Consider the following 15,900-nt stretch of genomic DNA (forward strand, 5'->3'; position numbering starts at 1 on the left):
GTGAGTATGCCTGTCCATAAGGACAGTTCTCAACACAACGGTCCACCTGACAAGGCGGCCCCCAGCGGAGGATTACGACCTGCTCGCCGAGAAGCCCGCGCACCGGCCGGTCACCGCCCGACCAAAATCACCTTCGGCGAGATGCGCGAGATGGGCGTGCGCGGCATCCTGGTCTATTGTGCCGACTACCGTTGCAGCCACTCGATAGCCCTGGAAGTGCGACTATCCGACATCGAGTCGCGTTTCGTCTGCCAGGCCTGCGGCCGCCGCGGTGCAGATGTCCGGCCGGACTTCAATTGGAATAGGCCTCCGACTCCGGCTATGGGATATCGATGAAGCTCACCGCCGAACGTCCCTTTGCCAACCCGGAAATCGCAGCTCGCAAGCTCATCGAGCTCGCCGCCGGCATCGAAGCCGTGCAGGACGGCCGTATCCATATCGAGAGGATCAACGCGCCGTTTCTGTACGCGCTGAAAGCCAGCGGGACCGAGTTTGGCGCCGGGATCAAATTTGCAGTCGAACACGGCTGGCTCGAGTTGCACGAGTCTGGGACCTACGTCCGGCTCTTGAAGACATGACCGCCGTTTGGCGCGCGATCCAAAAGGTGCTGCGACAAACCTTGCTGCACGAACGAAGCGGCAGGCTGTATGGGCTTGCTTTAGGATAAGCGGGCTCCGAGACTTATCGTTCGTTAGGATCACCGAATGCCGCATTTCGCAGCTTGATGGGAGCAGAGACATCGCGCATCGGCTGAGCGCCGATCCCAGTGCCGCGAACGATCACGGTCCCAAAGTTAAGGATACGACCGAGCACGCTTTGCTTCACGTCGAGACCTTCGATGCGGTTGAAATTGATTTCGATTGTATTCCGTCCGATCATGCCGCGCTTGAAAACGATGCGGCGACTAGTCACTGCAATTTCCGTGGTGGTCCAATCGATCAGCGCCCTAACAAGAGATACTAAGCCGAAGAGGCCCAGGATAAAGAACACAAGCGTGGCTAAAGGGGTCGCGCCGACCTTGTTGGGGTTCATTTCGCTTGCGGCAAAGCCGGAGATCAGTAGTGCGATGAGTGGAGCAGCGAGTACGATCCAGTGCAAGCCCGTCTCGTATACGACTTCTTCGTGCGGTCCGAGCACGCGATCAATGTATTTCATGTGACCCCCAGCGCCTTACATTTCATCTAGAAGCCGCTGTTTTCCGATAAGTGTCAACCATCGCGGGAGTGATGTCACTCGGATAGCAGAGCGGCGCCGCTCCGCCCGGCCGCGAGTAGGCGCTTCTCGCTCCGCATGATCTGCCATTTCGCATCAGATCATCCGGACAGGCGCAGGGCTTCCCACTTGCGTGATATTGATCGCGACTGGCTTGTATGAGGATCGCGGCGATTGCCGCTGCCGTCAGAACCGCCTGCGCCTTTTTCTTGACCTCAGGAGGTGGAGGCTCGGCCGCTTTCGTATTGGATGTTGATGAAGGTGCGGGGACTGCGGGTGGTTTAGTCGCCGGAGGCTCCAGCACTGGATCAACTAGTGCGATGGGCCTTGTAGCGCTGGGTGCGGCTATGACGGCGAGCGGCTTCGGCTCACTCGATGGCGCCTCACGTCGGCCCATCGAGTAGGCTACCAAAGCCGTGATGCCTAGAAGTAGGACGACAGATCCGCCCCGCATTGGCTCCCTTAGCTTAGTCAGTATCGCGGCGTGCGCGTTCCAAACGTTCCATTGTTCGGATTATAGTTGCCGGACGTGCCGTAGTTGTCCCGCTGAGAGCTGTTCGGATTTGTCGCCGTATACGGTTGCACGTATGTGCCATTGCTGCGGGTATAGCCGGATACGCTATGGCTTTGAGGGTTTGATCCCGTCCCATAGTTCTGCGCACACGCGGCTGTGGCAATCGTTGTGAGAACACCTGCCAAGATCATCGCTTTCATTCTTATTCTCCCCTGTTGAAAATGAAATTCTTGTTGGGACCATTAGGCTCCGGCTGGTCCCTGAGCGATATCGACAACGTGTCGGTCCGCGCCAACCATTATGACAATAGTGTACGTCTTTGGTCCTCCGCCCTCGGCGGCAACAGGTGGGGCAAGATGTAACTGACCACCCTACCACTCGCCGGGCATCAACGTGTTGTCCTTGATCACGGACTGTTCAAGCACCGCCATGTTGCGCTGACCGGTCTCCACCGTAGCAGCGACCATGGCTTCGTTCTGTGCCGAGGCATTGCCTTGCGCGATGGCAGCCGCGGTCGGACTGTAGAATGTGCCTGTGCGGCCGCCAGGAGTTGTGTAGTGACCGTAACCGGCCTGAGAAGCGCTGTACGCATTCCCGGCCGCGGCCAGACCTGTGAGGACCGCCGCTGCCACTTGTCGGTTTTTTTCCTCCTGGACTAGCATTTCATAGGTGACGACCTGCATGCCGTAGTCAGAGCCAGCGACGTGCTGCGTCGCCTCGACTTGGGCGACACGGAAGTCAGTTGGTGCTTTGCTCAGGTTGTTAATTGCGACGACGAAGACAGGGCGTCCGTTCGCATGGACTTGCCGCGAAGCTGGACGGACCAGAACAAGCGAACTCTTTTGGCGAGACACAAGGGCAGCTTGCCCATCTCGCATTAGTGCCTGCTGTTGTGGATTGGATGGCCGAAACTGTACCGTCTCGGCATTTGTTACACAGCCGCCCAACGTGACGCACAGCGCCACGATGCCCCAATTGCGCATCGCGTCCTCCCAGCCCTCCCGGGATAAAACCGCAACCAGCGAGCGAGATCAATAGAAACCACCTGCAGATCAGCGCTAGACCTTAGTTGTGCGCAGGCAAATGAGTTCCTAGGAGGCAACCCGCCACGTTAGGGACCAGAAACGCCGCAGGACAGGCGCCAAGGTCGAGGGCAGAAGGAGCTGGGCCGAGCGCAAGCTCGAGATGGTCCAAGCGGCGAAGCGCCTTCAGAAGCCAATCTTTCCCTGCGCGAGATCGCGGGCGAGCTTGCAAGCTTGGGTCAAGTTAACGCGGTTGCTAAGCTTTGCCACCCCTCCCCAAGGAGGTTGGCCCCCGATTCGCGCTCGCTGAGGGGAATTAGCTACAAACTGGCGGCTTTCGATTTGTTTGACAATCAACCGACCAGGCGCGAAGCTTGCCCTCATAAAACGATTGGACGCATTGATCTATCTTAGTTGCCGCCACGATTAGATTTTTTCATTCATACTGGAGGCCCCGTGACCGACGAGAGACTCGCCCGTCTGCGCGCCCACGATAAGAACATCAGCCGATATCGACGGCTGCTTAAAACCAATCTGTCAGATCTTGAGCGCCAATTTTTGGAACAGCGCCTGTGCGAGGAAAAGTCGGCCGTCGAGAGCCTGGCCCATCGCGGGCCCCAGAATTAACCTGCCCCGTCAAGCTTAATTCCGAAATCGAAGTGTGCGCGTCAGTGCGGCCGGCTAGGCTGTCACATGAGGAAACGCAATTTAAGAACGCAATCCAGACTGCAAATTACGAACGCCGAGCTCGCGGCCAAATATGCCGAGATCCTCTCTCTGCGAGAGCGTCTCAAGAGCGCGCTCGCGAAGCGCAAAAAGCGGAAGCGGCTACACTCTTGAACGGTGGAGACGTACGAACGGACTGGGGCTGGAGGCGGCCTTTCGATGAATCGATCGCGTTGCCAGACGGGAGAAAGCTGGTCACGCTGCTCGACGCTGGCGAACACATCGCGGCGTTACCCAAGGCCGTGCACGATGCGCCGGAATGGGCGGCCGCTATGGAAGCGTTGCTGCTTGTCGTCGAGCGTGGCGGGCCGACAATGTTCGCCCGGATCGGCATCATGCGGGCCGTGAACCGGGACAAGCCAAACCCAGATCTTCAGCCGAAATGCAAGCCAGCCAAGAAATACAGGGTTCTCAGATGAACCGCATCGGCCGCCGCACCATCTACGCCATGCTGGTTATCGTTGTGCTCTTGATCGTCTGGCAGTTTTTTGCATCGTTTCTGAAATAGACGCTGCCCAGCGTGAACCGCGGCTCACTGCCGAACGGGCCTTCGCCAACCCCAACCCCGAAGCCGCCGCCCGCAAGCTCGTCGAGCTCGGGGGCGGCATCGCTGGAACTCTCATCACTCCCCTTCGTTAGGAAGACGAGAGTCGCGCAAAACGGAGGAAGATGGTGATTATTCGTGCTGCACTACTGGCGCTGGCTATCCTAGGACCGATTTCGGCCGCAAGCGCTGAAGACGCCTCAGTCCAACAAATCCAATTTCGCGGTCGTCCGGATGGTGCATGTCCGCGCGGCTACGATTTCAACTTTTCGAACGGGCGTTGCTACCGGAACGACTACCATGCGCCGGGCGCTTACAATCGGTCGGAACCCGACTATGGCTACTACCGACATCGCAGATATGGCGATCAAAGGTATGGGTACGCACCAGGGTTTTATGATCGCTAGGGATTGAACGCCACGATTCCCGTTCGTACGGCGTCACGTCGGCCGGCGGCCCCAACCTGGGGGCGACCTATGGAACCGAATACAAGACTTCCCGGTATCCAAGCCGGCCGCGCCGTCGCTGCGTTGGCGGTTTTTTATTTCCACTCGCCCATCTGCCTCACCTACTTTGACCAGCAGCCGCTGCACACGATCTCATGGCTCGCCGCCAATGGCGCGGAAGGCGTTGAACTCTTCTTCTGCATTAGCGGTTTCATCGTCTGCTATATTGCAGAGCGATCGGATTTCGCTCCTGGCGGCTTCTTATTGAAGCGCTTATTCCGCATCTATCCACTCAATGTGCTGGTTACGGCCATCATGATGTGGATTGTGCTGAAGTGGGGGATTCCAATTGCCGATCCCTTCAATCTACGCGATGCGACCGACTCTATTTTGATAATTCCTCAACGCAAGCCGATCAACTCCGTTGGTTGGACGCTTGAGTTTGAGATCATGTTTTATTTCTTGTCGGCGATCCTAATCCCGATCGGTGGCCGACGCTTGTTACTGCTTTACTGCGTTGTTTCCGGTTTTGCCGGATGGTTATTGGAGCCCAGCGTTTCAGTGATAGCCCGCTTGGTAAACACTCACTATCTTGATTTTGGTTCAGGGATTCTTGCTTATTTCGCTTTCGAGAAGCTTCTGAATTTGTCCAAGGATATCCGGCCTTGGCTTCTATCGTTCCTTTGCATCGCCGCCGGTGTTTTGTTTTTCAACTACGGCCCGGCGCTAACACCTTTCTATCTTCAGGTTTCTTGCCTGATGGCAGTCGCCGGTCTGGCTATTCTGCCATGGGCACCCGCGTGGATCGTCAAATTGGGTGACATCTCTTACGGGATATATCTTATCCACTGGCCGGTTCTCGGCCTGATGGGCTCAGCCGCGTTCCGGTTACTTCCGAATCCTGAACTAGGCGAGCTATGGAGATGGCAGACTTTTCTCGGTGTCTGCCTCCTCGCTCAACTGTCATGGACTTATCTTGAACGGCCCATCAATCGATGGGCGCACCGCAAACGGGCAGCATCACATAGTCGACCATCCCACGACATTGCCCGTGGTCAGGGTACCGCCATTGTTCAGTGAATTGGTGCATCCGTTTGGCTGGATCGCGCCAACAACAATCAATCCAACGAGCTGCCAGGGCCCTGCAGTGACACCCGGGCTTTACGACATCTGTTGTAAGAACAGCCCCCCGGTGTTGAGAACCACCATCACGCCACCCACTCAATACACCCTTAGTTGAGGAGATGAACCGCGAGGCTTGGGACCGCCTGTTCGACGATCCGATCAAGGTGGACAGCCGCAAGTTCATCACGCTGCGTGATGCAGGCGAGTACATCGCCGAACTGCCCAAGGCCGTGCACGATGCCCCGGAGTGGCAAGCCGCAATGGAAGCGCTGATCCTGGTGGCCGAGAATGGCGGCCCGACCATGCTCGCCCGTATCGGCATCATGCGAGCACTTAACCGCAGCAGGCCAAACCTGAAGGTCAAGCCGCGACGCAAGCCTGCGAAGAAATACAGGGTTGTCCAATGATCGAAGCGAGATCCGGGAAATGGAGGCAAATCCAAACCGGATCTCGCCGCCGCCGATACCCTGGGAGGAATCGACAACGTTGAAGGACTTGCACGGCAGGCTGACACCAGCCTGACGAGGCCCGCCATTGAGATAGGTCAAAATGCCTCAGGGCCCGCCAGCATGAATCGGCCGCGGGATGAGCAGGGACCGAAACCCCGCGCCACTCAATGCTTCGGATCAAACCGAGCTATCCGGCGCGGCCCCTCCCAAAGCTCCACGGGACGGCTCTCAACTAGCTGCTGAGCCCGCTGCCTTGCATCTTCTTAGGTGGCACAGGACGATAGTCTGGACAATGTTGCCCTCGAATGTCAGGACGAATATTCGATACTCTTTGGCCGACTTACCATCTTTTCCCGGAGGGATGTCAGTTCAGCTTCCCGCGAAGCTTCCTGATGATCTCTCGCAGATCCTCCAGATACTCCTCGATGATACGTCGAGCCTCCTCAGTGCGCGAAGGCTTCGGCGCATCCTTATCGCTGTAGGGGTTGTCAGACGGTCTCATCAGGCAAATCTTTGCCAGCCCCCGGGCGGACCTTTGAGATAGATCAAAATCCCCAGAGGGGACCACTGAGAGAATCTTACTTTGCCGTTCTTCTCGGTATATTAGGCGCCGCGTTGCGCACCATCGATTGCGAGGAATAGCCGATGAAATCCCCGGTCGTGAAACGATCTATCGTCGTCGCCAGCCACAAGACCAGCGTCAGCCTGGAGGAGGCCTTCTGGACCGCCATGAAGGAGATTTCCAGCCTGCGTAACATGACGCTGTCGGAGCTGGTTGGTGACATCGACCGCAACCGCCAGCAAGGCAACCTATCGTCCGCGATACGCCTGTTCGTGCTCGATTACTTCAAGAGCCGCGTTGCGGCGCCCCAGCTTCAGCAGAAAGTGCTGGCCCCGCAGCCATCCAGCAGTAGGGCGTGAGGCATTGAAGGGGGAAACCAGCGCCTCTTGGTGGTCTAGGAACACTGAAGGCTTGCCAGCGTTGGACCGCGCTGGAGACGTTGCTGTGATCCGCTACTTTTTCGACATCAGGGACGGAGCCGAACTTTACCCGGACGAAGAAGGTCTAGAACTGACGAATGAAAGGGCCGCTGAGCTGGAGGCCGCAAATACGTTGGCTGCCATGTTGAAGGAGGCGCCTGGTATGAGCGATCAGCAGGACATGGCTATCGAGGTCCGCTCGGAAGTTGGTTTTTTTGGCTATATTTCCTGAGAAATTTTCCATGGCCACCAAGAACTGCTTGATCGTCCGAGCCGTCGGAAGCCAACTCGATCAGCTGCGCGGAGAGGCATCGCGCATTTCACGACAAGATAAAATCGACTGGTGGGTTGAGCGCGGCAACCTTGGGACGCGGTTTTGCTTTGAAACTGCTGAAGCCAAACAAGCGTTCGCTTCAATCTGCGAAAACCTCGACATTGCTTGCACAGAAGCTTAGCGAGAAACAGGCTCGCCAGCGTGAACCGGCGCGCACCCCGTGATTCCTAATGGGCAGACGCTTCGGCGCGTCTATCCAAGCCCCACTTTCCAACGAGTGAATGCGACAGCATCTACCCTTGTGAGTTTCCCACCCTCCGTGAGTGGCGAATCGAGGTCGCAGTCATATTCGGGATTGCCGACCGCGCGCCGATGCTTGGAGATGAAATCCACGATGCGGCTCGGCACCTGCTCTCTGCTGATTGATCGCAGCAGCAACGCCTCAATCACATCTTGGGCGATATCCAGCCGCATGTCGTACGGAAATTTCCAGCCGACCAGCGAAAGTATCCATTCGTAGTCGCCAGGTCTCAGCTCGAACGGGGGAATTTCTGGTCGCGGCTCGGTGAGGCTGAAAAAAGCCGCGTTCGCTGGCACGATCTGGAAGCGCATTAACTGCCTCCTCGAAAGAGGATTACGAGCGTTCGCGATGATGATACGATCCAACTCCGGATTGGCGATGCGCCGGTGCTTAAGAGTTAGGAAACTGCATATCTTGGGGCGTTGAAGCGTCCCTCGTGTAATCGCTTCGATGATGATACCGGCCTTTGCCGCCTTGATCACCTCTTGCTCTTGTTGAGGCGTCATTTCGGGGCCCCACGTTCCGCGCAATCGATGGCAAGCCTTGCAGTACCGATAGAACTTTCCGTCCTTCGAATCTCGCTTATAGGCTAGGTTGTTGCCAGCCAGTAGGTGACCGCGGTTGCAGTGGGTTAGCTTGCTACATTTTCTCTTCTGGGCTACGTCCGCGTTCTGTTTCAGAAGCGCGGCCGCTTTGCGGCCCCACTCAGGAAATTCCCGACAATGGGCTTCAAACCCCTCCCTCGTCCCCAATCCACGGACACGCTTGCCGTCCGGGGTGCCTTTCCCGCTAGTTACTGCCCTCATCGTATAGCCCATCCGCAAACGGGCCATGAACTGGTCCGGATCTTTCAAACCCATTGGCCCCTCCACTAAACGCAGACATGCGCTGGCGAAGGCGGCTCCTGAGTCGCGGCAGGTCAATGGTTCAACCATGACGATCCACGGCTAACATGTTGGCTCGCCCCTTGCGCTCGCCCTGCGGTTGCGGGCAAGTTGCCGGTGAAACAGAGCTGGGGATACGATGGCTTGGCTTCGGGCGCGGCTGGATCGGCGACGGCGGCGCCGCGACAACTGGAAAGAATTTGAAGCGGTAGGCGTCGATCAGCTTCGGCGCCGGGTAGAAAACAGCATCTACACAGACGAGGAAAAGCTTACCGACGCGCGCGACTGGCTGCACCGGAGGGAAACGCGCTACCAGCGTTTTGCGGTGTGTATCAGCGCAGCCTCTGTTTTAACGGCGATCACCGCTCTGTGGGTGTCGTACAACAGCGCTCGCAACGCTGTGCGCGCCGACAGAGCTTGGGTCGGTCCCGTGTCGATGCGCCTGAGTGAAAAGCCCGCGGTCGGGAAGCCCCTACAGTTCTTCCTCGAATACCAAAACACCGGGCGCCAGCCCGCCCAGGATGTTTTTTACGACCCTGACAGTTATTCGTTCAACAGAGACTTGGCCGCCGATCGCGCCGAGCGCGCAAAGAGACACGTCGAGGATTGCAAGCAAAGGCAGCCGAACGGGAGCCAGTTGACGATTTTCCCGGGCAGGCAGACCTTCACGCCATATCAGATCAAGAAAAGCAGCACCCTCATAACCAAATCGGTGACGAACGGAACGGACTTAATTCTGATCGCTGGCTGTTTCGTATACCGCACTCTGGATGAGGTCCATCGAACCGCATTCTGCTTCGAGTACGATGCTACAAATCCCCAAGTGGATGACGACGGCAGGCCCATCATGGATTTCTGCCTTAACGGCAATTACGCCGACTAGTGGCCGGTCTGCTATTGCGCACGCCTCCATGTTGCTGAACAATATCCTGCAATGGGGGGCCATCCAAAATGATTATTCGACGTGGGGCGGATTCGATCGCGTTTATGTTGCTCTTGATCGCAGGATTCTCGAGCCATAGCGAAGCTGCCGAGGTCAAAGTTGGGATTGGCAAGTCCGGCCAAGCAACTATTTGGATCACTGGAGAAATTATTTCCGGCGACGCCGATAAGTTCTTCCAATCAGTTCGCCAAGCGAACGATTCTGGGAAGTTTGTTGCAAACGTGAGGCTAGATTCTCCCGGTGGCAATTTGCTTGAGGGAGTAAAGATCGCCGACGCCATAAGGTATGGCAAGACATCCACAAATGTTGGCAAGGCAGCAGTCTGCGCGTCGGCGTGCTTTTTGATGTTTGCCGCCGGCTCGACGAAGAACGCTAGTTACGGCGCCCAAATTGGAGTGCACGGAGCTTCCGGCGAAAACGGCGAGGAGACAGCCGCGTCCGGTGCTGCGACAGTCTCTATGGCCAAAATAGCAAAAGAGCTGGGCGTCCCATCCGCGATCATTGGTCGGATGGTCGTCACATCTCCCCAAGATATGGTTTGGCTAAGCCCACAGGAGCTTCAGTCGATGGGCGTCACGATGATGGGTCGTCCATCTCAATCGGGTCCGCCAGTCGCCAACCTGCAGCAAACCCCAGCAAAGGAGCCCTTGCCGCTGTTACCGTCAAATACGGGTGTCACCGCTTCTCAAACCTACAAGCCAACCGCTGCACCCACCTGGGCCGAAGTCGTAAGTCGAGCTATGGAACGATCGGCTAGTCAAAATAACGGCAAACCGCTCTTCAGCCGCTCCTGCCAACCCGAGCTAAAGGTGTGCAACATAGGGGTGAGTTACGTCGATAATCAGGGCAAAATCGCCTTTGTGAAGACCGTTGAGGACATGACCGGCAAGGTCATCGTGCGCGAAGCATGCACATTAAACGATTTCAATGATGTTCGAACTTGCATCAACTGGGACAACGGCACCTCTCACCGCGACATGAAAGACAGTAGTGGTGTCTGGTCAAAGGTGGCCGACGAGTAGACGGCGAGCGTAGAGCCCGCCAGCTAGAACCGGCGGGCGTCCTTGATCGAACCTCACCAAAGACTTTCAGACACAGTATTGACCAGCCTGGTGTCCGTGTCATGGCCGATCGGTGCATCGAGGGACCATGGCGTCTTGATGTCACCATATTCGTGGCCGCGCGGGCAGTACCTCAGAGCACGCTTCCTGAAGACACCAAGGTTGGTTAGCTTGAGGATGCGTCCCGCCTCGGCATTTTTCTCCACCAGCTCATTTGCCTTCGCGCCCCATTCAGGATCGATGAGACACTGCGAACGGAAACCCTGATACCCGGCCCATTTCGTGTCGCGCAGTGCGATGCGGAGCGGCTGCCCGCCCTCGAGCTTTTCCATTACGAGTTCTGGATGTGGCAGTCCGCGCGGGTCCTTCGGGCTGCGCCGCTTTTTCGGCGTGGATTTTCGGTTTTTGTGGAATACTGCGACACGTTCCATCCGATCAGCGCCGCCTTTGGTCGACCAGACGTGATGGACTACTGCGAAATCTGGCACTTGGCGAATGGTCCGATAGAACGCACTGACGTCGACAATCTTCCTGAGCGCCGCGAACCGGACACCCTGTTGCATGGCCCTGACGACCTTCAACATCGTTCGAGGTTTGAGCGGGGCACCGCGCGACTTTTGGCGTTCACGTTCGCACTGTTTACATTCGCGATTGATGCGTCCGTTCCGCGTCCGAAGCCGAGTATTCTCTTTGCTGAGTGCGTGACCACGAGAACAATGTGTCTGCGCGCGTTTCCGGAGAACACCGCAGTTTTCAAGCCTTCGGGCGCGACCGGCCTCCGCGTTCCGTTCGACCAGAGCCTTGGCTCTAGCTGCCCATTCTGGATGCAACTTGCAGTGCGAATGCCATCCCTCATAGGAGGCCCCAGGCATTAGGGCATCCTTCAACACGGCGCCATTTTCCAGTCGCGTCATGACAGTGTCGGCATTCGCCATTCCTTTCGCGGCGCTCGGTGTGCGGCCTTTGCGGGAGGCGCAAACATTAGTCAGTAGTTCAATCTTGGGCCTCAAGCTTGCATCGTCGATACACGGCACGCCTGTCTCTTGACCTGCTTCCATCTGGTCATCTCCTTGCGCGGAATGCGCTCAGAAGAGCCGAATCCTAAGTCGAGCCCCACGCGAGTCCTCGCGGCAGCAAAATGAAGGAGAGCCGCGGGATTTTCTGTGACAGATTTACCGAGCGGGTGGATGCTGCGGGCGGCATCTCACGATGCCGCCCTGGAGCGTGCAAAGCCACCCTGCCCTAGTTGCTAGTTGGCCAACTGACTGCTCGACTGGAACGCCGCAAGACAGCAGCCTGTCAACTCTCCAGACTGCACCATCCGGCCGATCTCGACCATCGCCTCCGCACTGAGAATTATCTTGGCAGTGACGGCCCTCCGCCTTCTTTTGTGAATTTCGAACGTCATTCGCCGGATACGGTCTTGTGTTCGACGGTTCGCAGCACACCGCGGAGGGGTTCGATCGAGCAGAACTGAGGCAGCCATTCAATGGGCTTGAGCGCGCGGCGATTCCAGGCTCGTCGGACCTCCCGCAGCGGCTGGCAGCTTCACCGGTCCCGCCATCGCAGCTCGATACGGCCACGACAGCCGCCCGCTTCCGATCACCACGGAGAATGTTCCCCGACAAGTGTGATCCGTCTCACACAGACAAGCGTTCAAGCTCATTAGCTTGTGGGTGCTTTATCCGTGCTACGAGCCAGCGGAAACTGCTCTTCGTGACCGCCCCATGCATTGATGCCTTCGATTATCCTGATAGAGGCCGGTAAACAGACGCCATTGAAGCTGAGATCGCGCGGCCCCTCGAAGAATGCCAAGGATTACCCAGTCGCTGGTTGGATAGGCAAGGAGGCCGCCCGTGGACACCGACAATTCGGCAACATCCGACGCAACGGCAGTGCCACTGGGCTGTGCCGAGGATACTGTAACGCGAGTGGAGATCAGACCTCCAGTCCTCTGGCGAACTGTGCAGTGGAGCGGGTGCGTATTAATGGCAGTCGGCTCTCTATACTTTGCCGGCCTTGGCATCAGCGTGCTCGTTCATATTGATCAAGGACTCGCCACGGCAATGAAGCTTGTGAGCCACGCATCGGGTACGCCTTTCTGGGCGCTCCCAATGTTGCTTCTTGCACTCCCCTTTTTAAGCTCGTCGGCGATCTTTGGGCTGATAAGAATGACACAACCCTTTGGGTTCCTTGAAATTCGTAAAAACGGATTGCTACTGGCCTGTTACACCTTAGGTCCCGTTAGCCTGAGTGGATCGGGTGATTGGTTTCCTTGGGGCTTCGCCGACTGGAGCAATCTCGCATCGGCCGGGGTTTTTAGACTTCAAGGAATGAGATGCATGGGCCTTGGCCTTATTGACCTAGAAGTTTTCTTGGCAAGCCGAAAAAAACTCAAAAGAGAGGATCTGGCAAGACGAACCCGATTGGGACCGCATTGGGCGGGGATCACAATGAATTGGATGAAGGTAACCTCAATCGGAAAGTTCTCCGAGATGATTTGGTCTGTCCGTGACGTAACGGTGCCTAAATCCTCAGACGAGAAGGATGTACTGACCTGGAATCAGGAAAATTATGGATTTCACATTATCCTCGTGAATCGGGATATTCCGTGTGGAGCACAAGCCTTAGTGGACATGATTGAGAGGGCACGCAAAGCAGCTATTGATCGTAGCACATCAGACGAAAGAATCATTCAAGAGCATGAGCGTCGAGCGAGTTTGCTGCCCGCCCCAGAAGCCAGGCTTCATGAAATTGCTGATCTTTTGAACAAAGGGTTGATCTCATCTGAGGAGTATCATCGCAAGCGCGTTGAAATCCTTTCGAACGTCTAGGATGAACTGGCCTCCCGAGGGCGACGCTCACGCTGCTTGACCATAGTCAGCCGTCCGCTCAAAGTAACCTAGCTAACATCTGCCGCTGGTCGGACTGGACTGAAAAGCGAAGGAGAAGCGAAGCTGAGCAACGACACGTTGGCCAAACTTGTTGTCGTCGCTTTGCTTCTGGCCACGGTTATGATCTGGCGCGGGTCAGAACAGGTTCGCGCATCTTGTCACCACCACTGCCTCACCGACTTCTCCGCCATTCGTCGATAGCGGCCGCCACCGCCCCTTGCGCTCGCCTCCCGTTAAAAGTGGGAAGGTCTAGCCGGATGACGCTGATAAGTTAGCCGGTTGTCCGTACCCGCGAGAAGCTCGGAGATAGCTGCGACTACGGCACTACCGTTGGAGTTCTACTTACCGGGACTTAAAGTCGCAGAGCTAGCAGGTTGCGAGCGAGAGTCGGTTCAACATAGTCTGGCACTAAAATTCTCCGACGGGGGGTGCGAAATGGATCCCGCTACCGTTGCCCAGGCCATTGCCTCGATTATTGCCAAAATCAACGAGTACAATGAACGATCAGCTGCACGGGCGTGGCAGTCCGAAGTTACGAGCAAGCTGGATCTAATCATTTATCAGAATGGTCAAATTATCGGTATCGCTCCGGCGAAGGCCGCCTTGCGCGGTGTGATGGAGATTGAAGACATAGGCGTATGACTGACCATACGCCTATGCCGAAGGTCTCTCGGCTGGAAATTGTCTCGACGGGCGCTCGGCGCCATTGGACATTCGAGGAGAAGCAGCGGATCGTTGCCGAGAGCTACGGCGGGCCACGATTGGTGTCGGTAACGGCGCGGCGCAACGGCTTGTCTGCGAGCCAATTGTTCACGTGGCGCCGGTTGGCGCGCGAAGGCCGGCTGAGCGGGGATGCCGTGCCGGCGCTTGTTCCTGTGGAGATCACCCCTGCGCCGGCCCCGGCATCGCCGTGTGCGCCGAGGCCGTTGTCTTCGTCTCCTGCGCCGCGCACGAAGGCCGGAATCATCGAGATCGAGCTTGGCGGCTGTCGTGTTCGCGTTGACCGTGACGTGGATGTTGAGGCGCTGCAGCGGGTCCTTGAGCTTCTGAGGCGGCAATGATCCCAACCCCGAGCGGTGTCAGGGTCTGGATCGCGACCGGCCACACCGATATGCGCCGCGGCATGCAAAGCTTGGCGCTTACGATCCAGGAAAGCCTGAAGCGCGATCCCCATGCCGGCGATCTCTACATCTTCCGGGGCCGCCGCGGCGATCTGGTCAAGATTCTCTGGCATGACGGGATCGGGCTGTCGCTCTATGCCAAGCGCCTGGACCGCGGCAAGTTTATCTGGCCTTCGGCGTCTTCCGGCGCAATATCGATCTCAGCGGCACAGACGGCCTATATGCTCGAAGGGATCGACTGGCGGAATCCGCAAGTGACCTGGCGGCCGCGGAGTGCGGGCTGAGCGAAGACCGGCGGGGGCATTTTGGGGGAGTCCCAACGCATCAAATCTGTGATTCACTGCGTCACATGGATGCTGACCGCGACGCGATTCCGGATGACGTTGCCGCCCTGAAACAAGCTCTGGCCGTCGAGCGCGCGAAGGGTTTGGAGATCGCGGCTGAACTCGCGGTCGCCCGCGCGAAAGCGTCGGAAGACGAGGCGCTGATCGCCCAGCAAAAGCTGCAGATCGCCAAGCTGAAGCATCAGATCTACGGCCAGCGGTCGGAGCGCTCGTCGCGCCTGATCGAGCAGTTGGCGTTGACGTTCGAGGAATTGGCAGCCGACGCCACTGAAGACGAACTGGCGGCGGAAGAGGCCGTGGCCAAGACGACGACGGTGCGCGGATTTACGCGCAAGCGCGCCGAGCGCCAGACCTTCCCCGAGCATCTCCCACGAGAACGGGTGGTGATCGAGCCGCCGACGGCTTGCGAATGCTGCGGCGGCAACCGTCTGCGCAAGCTCGGCGAGGACGTGACGAGGACGCTGGAAGTGGTGCCGCGCCAGTGGAAGGTGATCGAGACGGTGCGGGAGAAGTTCTCCTGCCGCGACTGCGAGAAGATCAGCCAGGTCCCGGCACCATTCCATGCCGTCGCACGGGGATGGGCCGGCCCGAGCCTGCTGGCCATGATCATGTTCGAGAAGTTCGGCCAACATCAGCCTTTAAACCGCCAGGCTGAGCGCTACGCCCTGGAAGGCGTGCCGATCGCGCTGTCGACCATGGCGGACGCCGTGGGATCGGTCAGTGCGTCGCTGGAGCCCCTGCTGCGCCTGGTCGAAGCCCATGTCATGGCGGCCGAGCGCCTGCATGCCGATGATACGACCGTGCCAGTGCTGGCCAAGGGCAAGACCGATACGGCACGCTGCTGGATCTACGTCCGGGATGACCGGCCGTTTGGCGGCGCCGGGCCGCCGGCGGCAATGTTCTACTACTCCCGCGATCGCAGGGGCGAGCATCCCCAGGCGCATCTGGCGGGGTATGCCGGCATCCTGCAGGCCGACGCCTATGACGGGTACAACCAGCTCTATCTGGCGGGCCGCCAGCCCGGACCGATCCGGGAAGCGGCATGTTGGGTCCATGCGC

General features: G+C 57.8%; 21 protein-coding genes. 15 read left to right on the forward strand and 6 right to left on the reverse strand.

All coding sequences use genetic code 11. The features are described 5' to 3' along the window. Positions 1–332 precede the first annotated feature (332 nt). Entirely contained in the window at positions 333–578 is a 246-nt protein-coding gene (locus SO139_RS41665) for a hypothetical protein (protein ID WP_449384505.1), read from the forward strand. A 103-nt stretch (positions 579–681) separates the two neighbouring features. On the opposite strand, the gene SO139_RS41670 is transcribed toward SO139_RS41665, so the two are convergent. The 3 genes from SO139_RS41670 to SO139_RS41680 all read right to left on the reverse strand — a co-directional run bounded on the left by SO139_RS41670 (position 682) and on the right by SO139_RS41680 (position 2,709). Next, entirely contained in the window at positions 682–1,155 is a 474-nt protein-coding gene (locus SO139_RS41670; RefSeq protein ID WP_449384506.1) for a PH domain-containing protein, read from the reverse strand. Positions 1,156–1,683: 528 nt separating this feature from the next. Then, entirely contained in the window at positions 1,684–1,926 is a 243-nt protein-coding gene (locus tag SO139_RS41675) for a hypothetical protein (RefSeq protein WP_449384507.1), read from the reverse strand. A 171-nt stretch (positions 1,927–2,097) separates the two neighbouring features. Beyond that, positions 2,098–2,709: a hypothetical protein gene (locus tag SO139_RS41680; protein WP_449384508.1), complete on the reverse strand. Its 612-nt coding sequence runs from the start codon at positions 2,707–2,709 to the stop codon at positions 2,098–2,100. Between the two features lie 495 nt (positions 2,710–3,204). On the opposite strand from SO139_RS41680, the gene SO139_RS41685 reads away from it, so the two are divergent. From SO139_RS41685 to SO139_RS41700, 4 genes are all read left to right on the forward strand, one after another. Continuing rightward, the gene (locus tag SO139_RS41685; RefSeq protein ID WP_449384509.1) at positions 3,205–3,375 is read left to right on the forward strand and encodes a hypothetical protein; all 171 of its coding nucleotides are present in this window, start codon (positions 3,205–3,207) and stop codon (positions 3,373–3,375) included. Positions 3,376–3,647: 272 nt separating this feature from the next. Then, positions 3,648–3,893, forward strand: a complete 246-nt coding sequence (locus tag SO139_RS41690) for a hypothetical protein (RefSeq protein WP_474804221.1) — start codon at positions 3,648–3,650, stop codon at positions 3,891–3,893. A 601-nt stretch (positions 3,894–4,494) separates the two neighbouring features. Continuing rightward, positions 4,495–5,544 (forward strand): acyltransferase family protein, encoded by a 1,050-nt coding sequence (locus tag SO139_RS41695; protein ID WP_449384511.1) that lies wholly within the window; start codon positions 4,495–4,497, stop codon positions 5,542–5,544. A 164-nt stretch (positions 5,545–5,708) separates the two neighbouring features. Further along, positions 5,709–5,996 (forward strand): hypothetical protein, encoded by a 288-nt coding sequence (locus SO139_RS41700; RefSeq protein ID WP_449384512.1) that lies wholly within the window; start codon positions 5,709–5,711, stop codon positions 5,994–5,996. Between the two features lie 406 nt (positions 5,997–6,402). On the opposite strand, the gene SO139_RS41705 is transcribed toward SO139_RS41700, so the two are convergent. Next, on the reverse strand, positions 6,403–6,540 hold the full coding sequence (locus SO139_RS41705) for a hypothetical protein (protein WP_498541857.1): 138 nt from the start codon (positions 6,538–6,540) through the stop codon (positions 6,403–6,405). Between the two features lie 143 nt (positions 6,541–6,683). On the opposite strand from SO139_RS41705, the gene SO139_RS41710 reads away from it, so the two are divergent. The 3 genes from SO139_RS41710 to SO139_RS41720 all read left to right on the forward strand — a co-directional run bounded on the left by SO139_RS41710 (position 6,684) and on the right by SO139_RS41720 (position 7,474). Next, complete coding sequence (locus tag SO139_RS41710; protein ID WP_449384513.1) at positions 6,684–6,959, forward strand: ribbon-helix-helix domain-containing protein; 276 nt, start codon at positions 6,684–6,686, stop codon at positions 6,957–6,959. 85 nt (positions 6,960–7,044) lie between these two features. Next, the gene (locus SO139_RS41715) at positions 7,045–7,251 is read left to right on the forward strand and encodes a DUF6894 family protein (protein WP_449384514.1); all 207 of its coding nucleotides are present in this window, start codon (positions 7,045–7,047) and stop codon (positions 7,249–7,251) included. A 10-nt stretch (positions 7,252–7,261) separates the two neighbouring features. After that, positions 7,262–7,474 (forward strand): hypothetical protein, encoded by a 213-nt coding sequence (locus SO139_RS41720; RefSeq protein WP_449384515.1) that lies wholly within the window; start codon positions 7,262–7,264, stop codon positions 7,472–7,474. 71 nt (positions 7,475–7,545) lie between these two features. On the opposite strand, the gene SO139_RS41725 is transcribed toward SO139_RS41720, so the two are convergent. After that, positions 7,546–8,454: a hypothetical protein gene (locus SO139_RS41725; protein ID WP_449384516.1), complete on the reverse strand. Its 909-nt coding sequence runs from the start codon at positions 8,452–8,454 to the stop codon at positions 7,546–7,548. A gap of 163 nt (positions 8,455–8,617) precedes the next feature. Between SO139_RS41725 and SO139_RS41730 the strand changes: the two genes are divergently transcribed. Then, positions 8,618–9,361, forward strand: coding sequence for a hypothetical protein (locus SO139_RS41730; protein WP_449384517.1), 744 nt, complete (start codon positions 8,618–8,620; stop codon positions 9,359–9,361). A gap of 104 nt (positions 9,362–9,465) precedes the next feature. After that, positions 9,466–10,443 carry a COG3904 family protein gene (locus tag SO139_RS41735; RefSeq protein ID WP_474804229.1) on the forward strand — a complete coding sequence of 326 codons (978 nt, stop codon included), beginning with the start codon at positions 9,466–9,468 and terminating at the stop codon, positions 10,441–10,443. 53 nt (positions 10,444–10,496) lie between these two features. Here SO139_RS41735 and SO139_RS41740 read toward each other — a convergent pair whose 3' ends face one another. Continuing rightward, on the reverse strand, positions 10,497–11,540 hold the full coding sequence (locus tag SO139_RS41740; protein ID WP_449384638.1) for a hypothetical protein: 1,044 nt from the start codon (positions 11,538–11,540) through the stop codon (positions 10,497–10,499). A gap of 798 nt (positions 11,541–12,338) precedes the next feature. Between SO139_RS41740 and SO139_RS41745 the strand changes: the two genes are divergently transcribed. The 5 genes from SO139_RS41745 to tnpC all read left to right on the forward strand — a co-directional run. Further along, positions 12,339–13,316, forward strand: coding sequence for a hypothetical protein (locus SO139_RS41745; RefSeq protein ID WP_449384639.1), 978 nt, complete (start codon positions 12,339–12,341; stop codon positions 13,314–13,316). Between the two features lie 495 nt (positions 13,317–13,811). Beyond that, positions 13,812–14,018 carry a hypothetical protein gene (locus SO139_RS41750; RefSeq protein WP_449384640.1) on the forward strand — a complete coding sequence of 69 codons (207 nt, stop codon included), beginning with the start codon at positions 13,812–13,814 and terminating at the stop codon, positions 14,016–14,018. Then, positions 14,015–14,437, forward strand: coding sequence for an IS66-like element accessory protein TnpA (tnpA, locus tag SO139_RS41755; protein ID WP_449384679.1), 423 nt, complete (start codon positions 14,015–14,017; stop codon positions 14,435–14,437). Before SO139_RS41750 ends, tnpA begins: the two co-directional genes overlap by 4 nt. Then, on the forward strand, positions 14,434–14,781 hold the full coding sequence (gene tnpB, locus SO139_RS41760; RefSeq protein WP_498541858.1) for an IS66 family insertion sequence element accessory protein TnpB: 348 nt from the start codon (positions 14,434–14,436) through the stop codon (positions 14,779–14,781). Before tnpA ends, tnpB begins: the two co-directional genes overlap by 4 nt. 65 nt (positions 14,782–14,846) lie before the next feature. After that, positions 14,847–15,900 (forward strand): IS66 family transposase (gene tnpC, locus SO139_RS41765; RefSeq protein WP_498541859.1); only part of this gene is annotated, 1,054 nt, incomplete at its 3' end.

It is taken from the genome of Bradyrhizobium sp. UFLA05-89 (assembly GCF_059803475.1).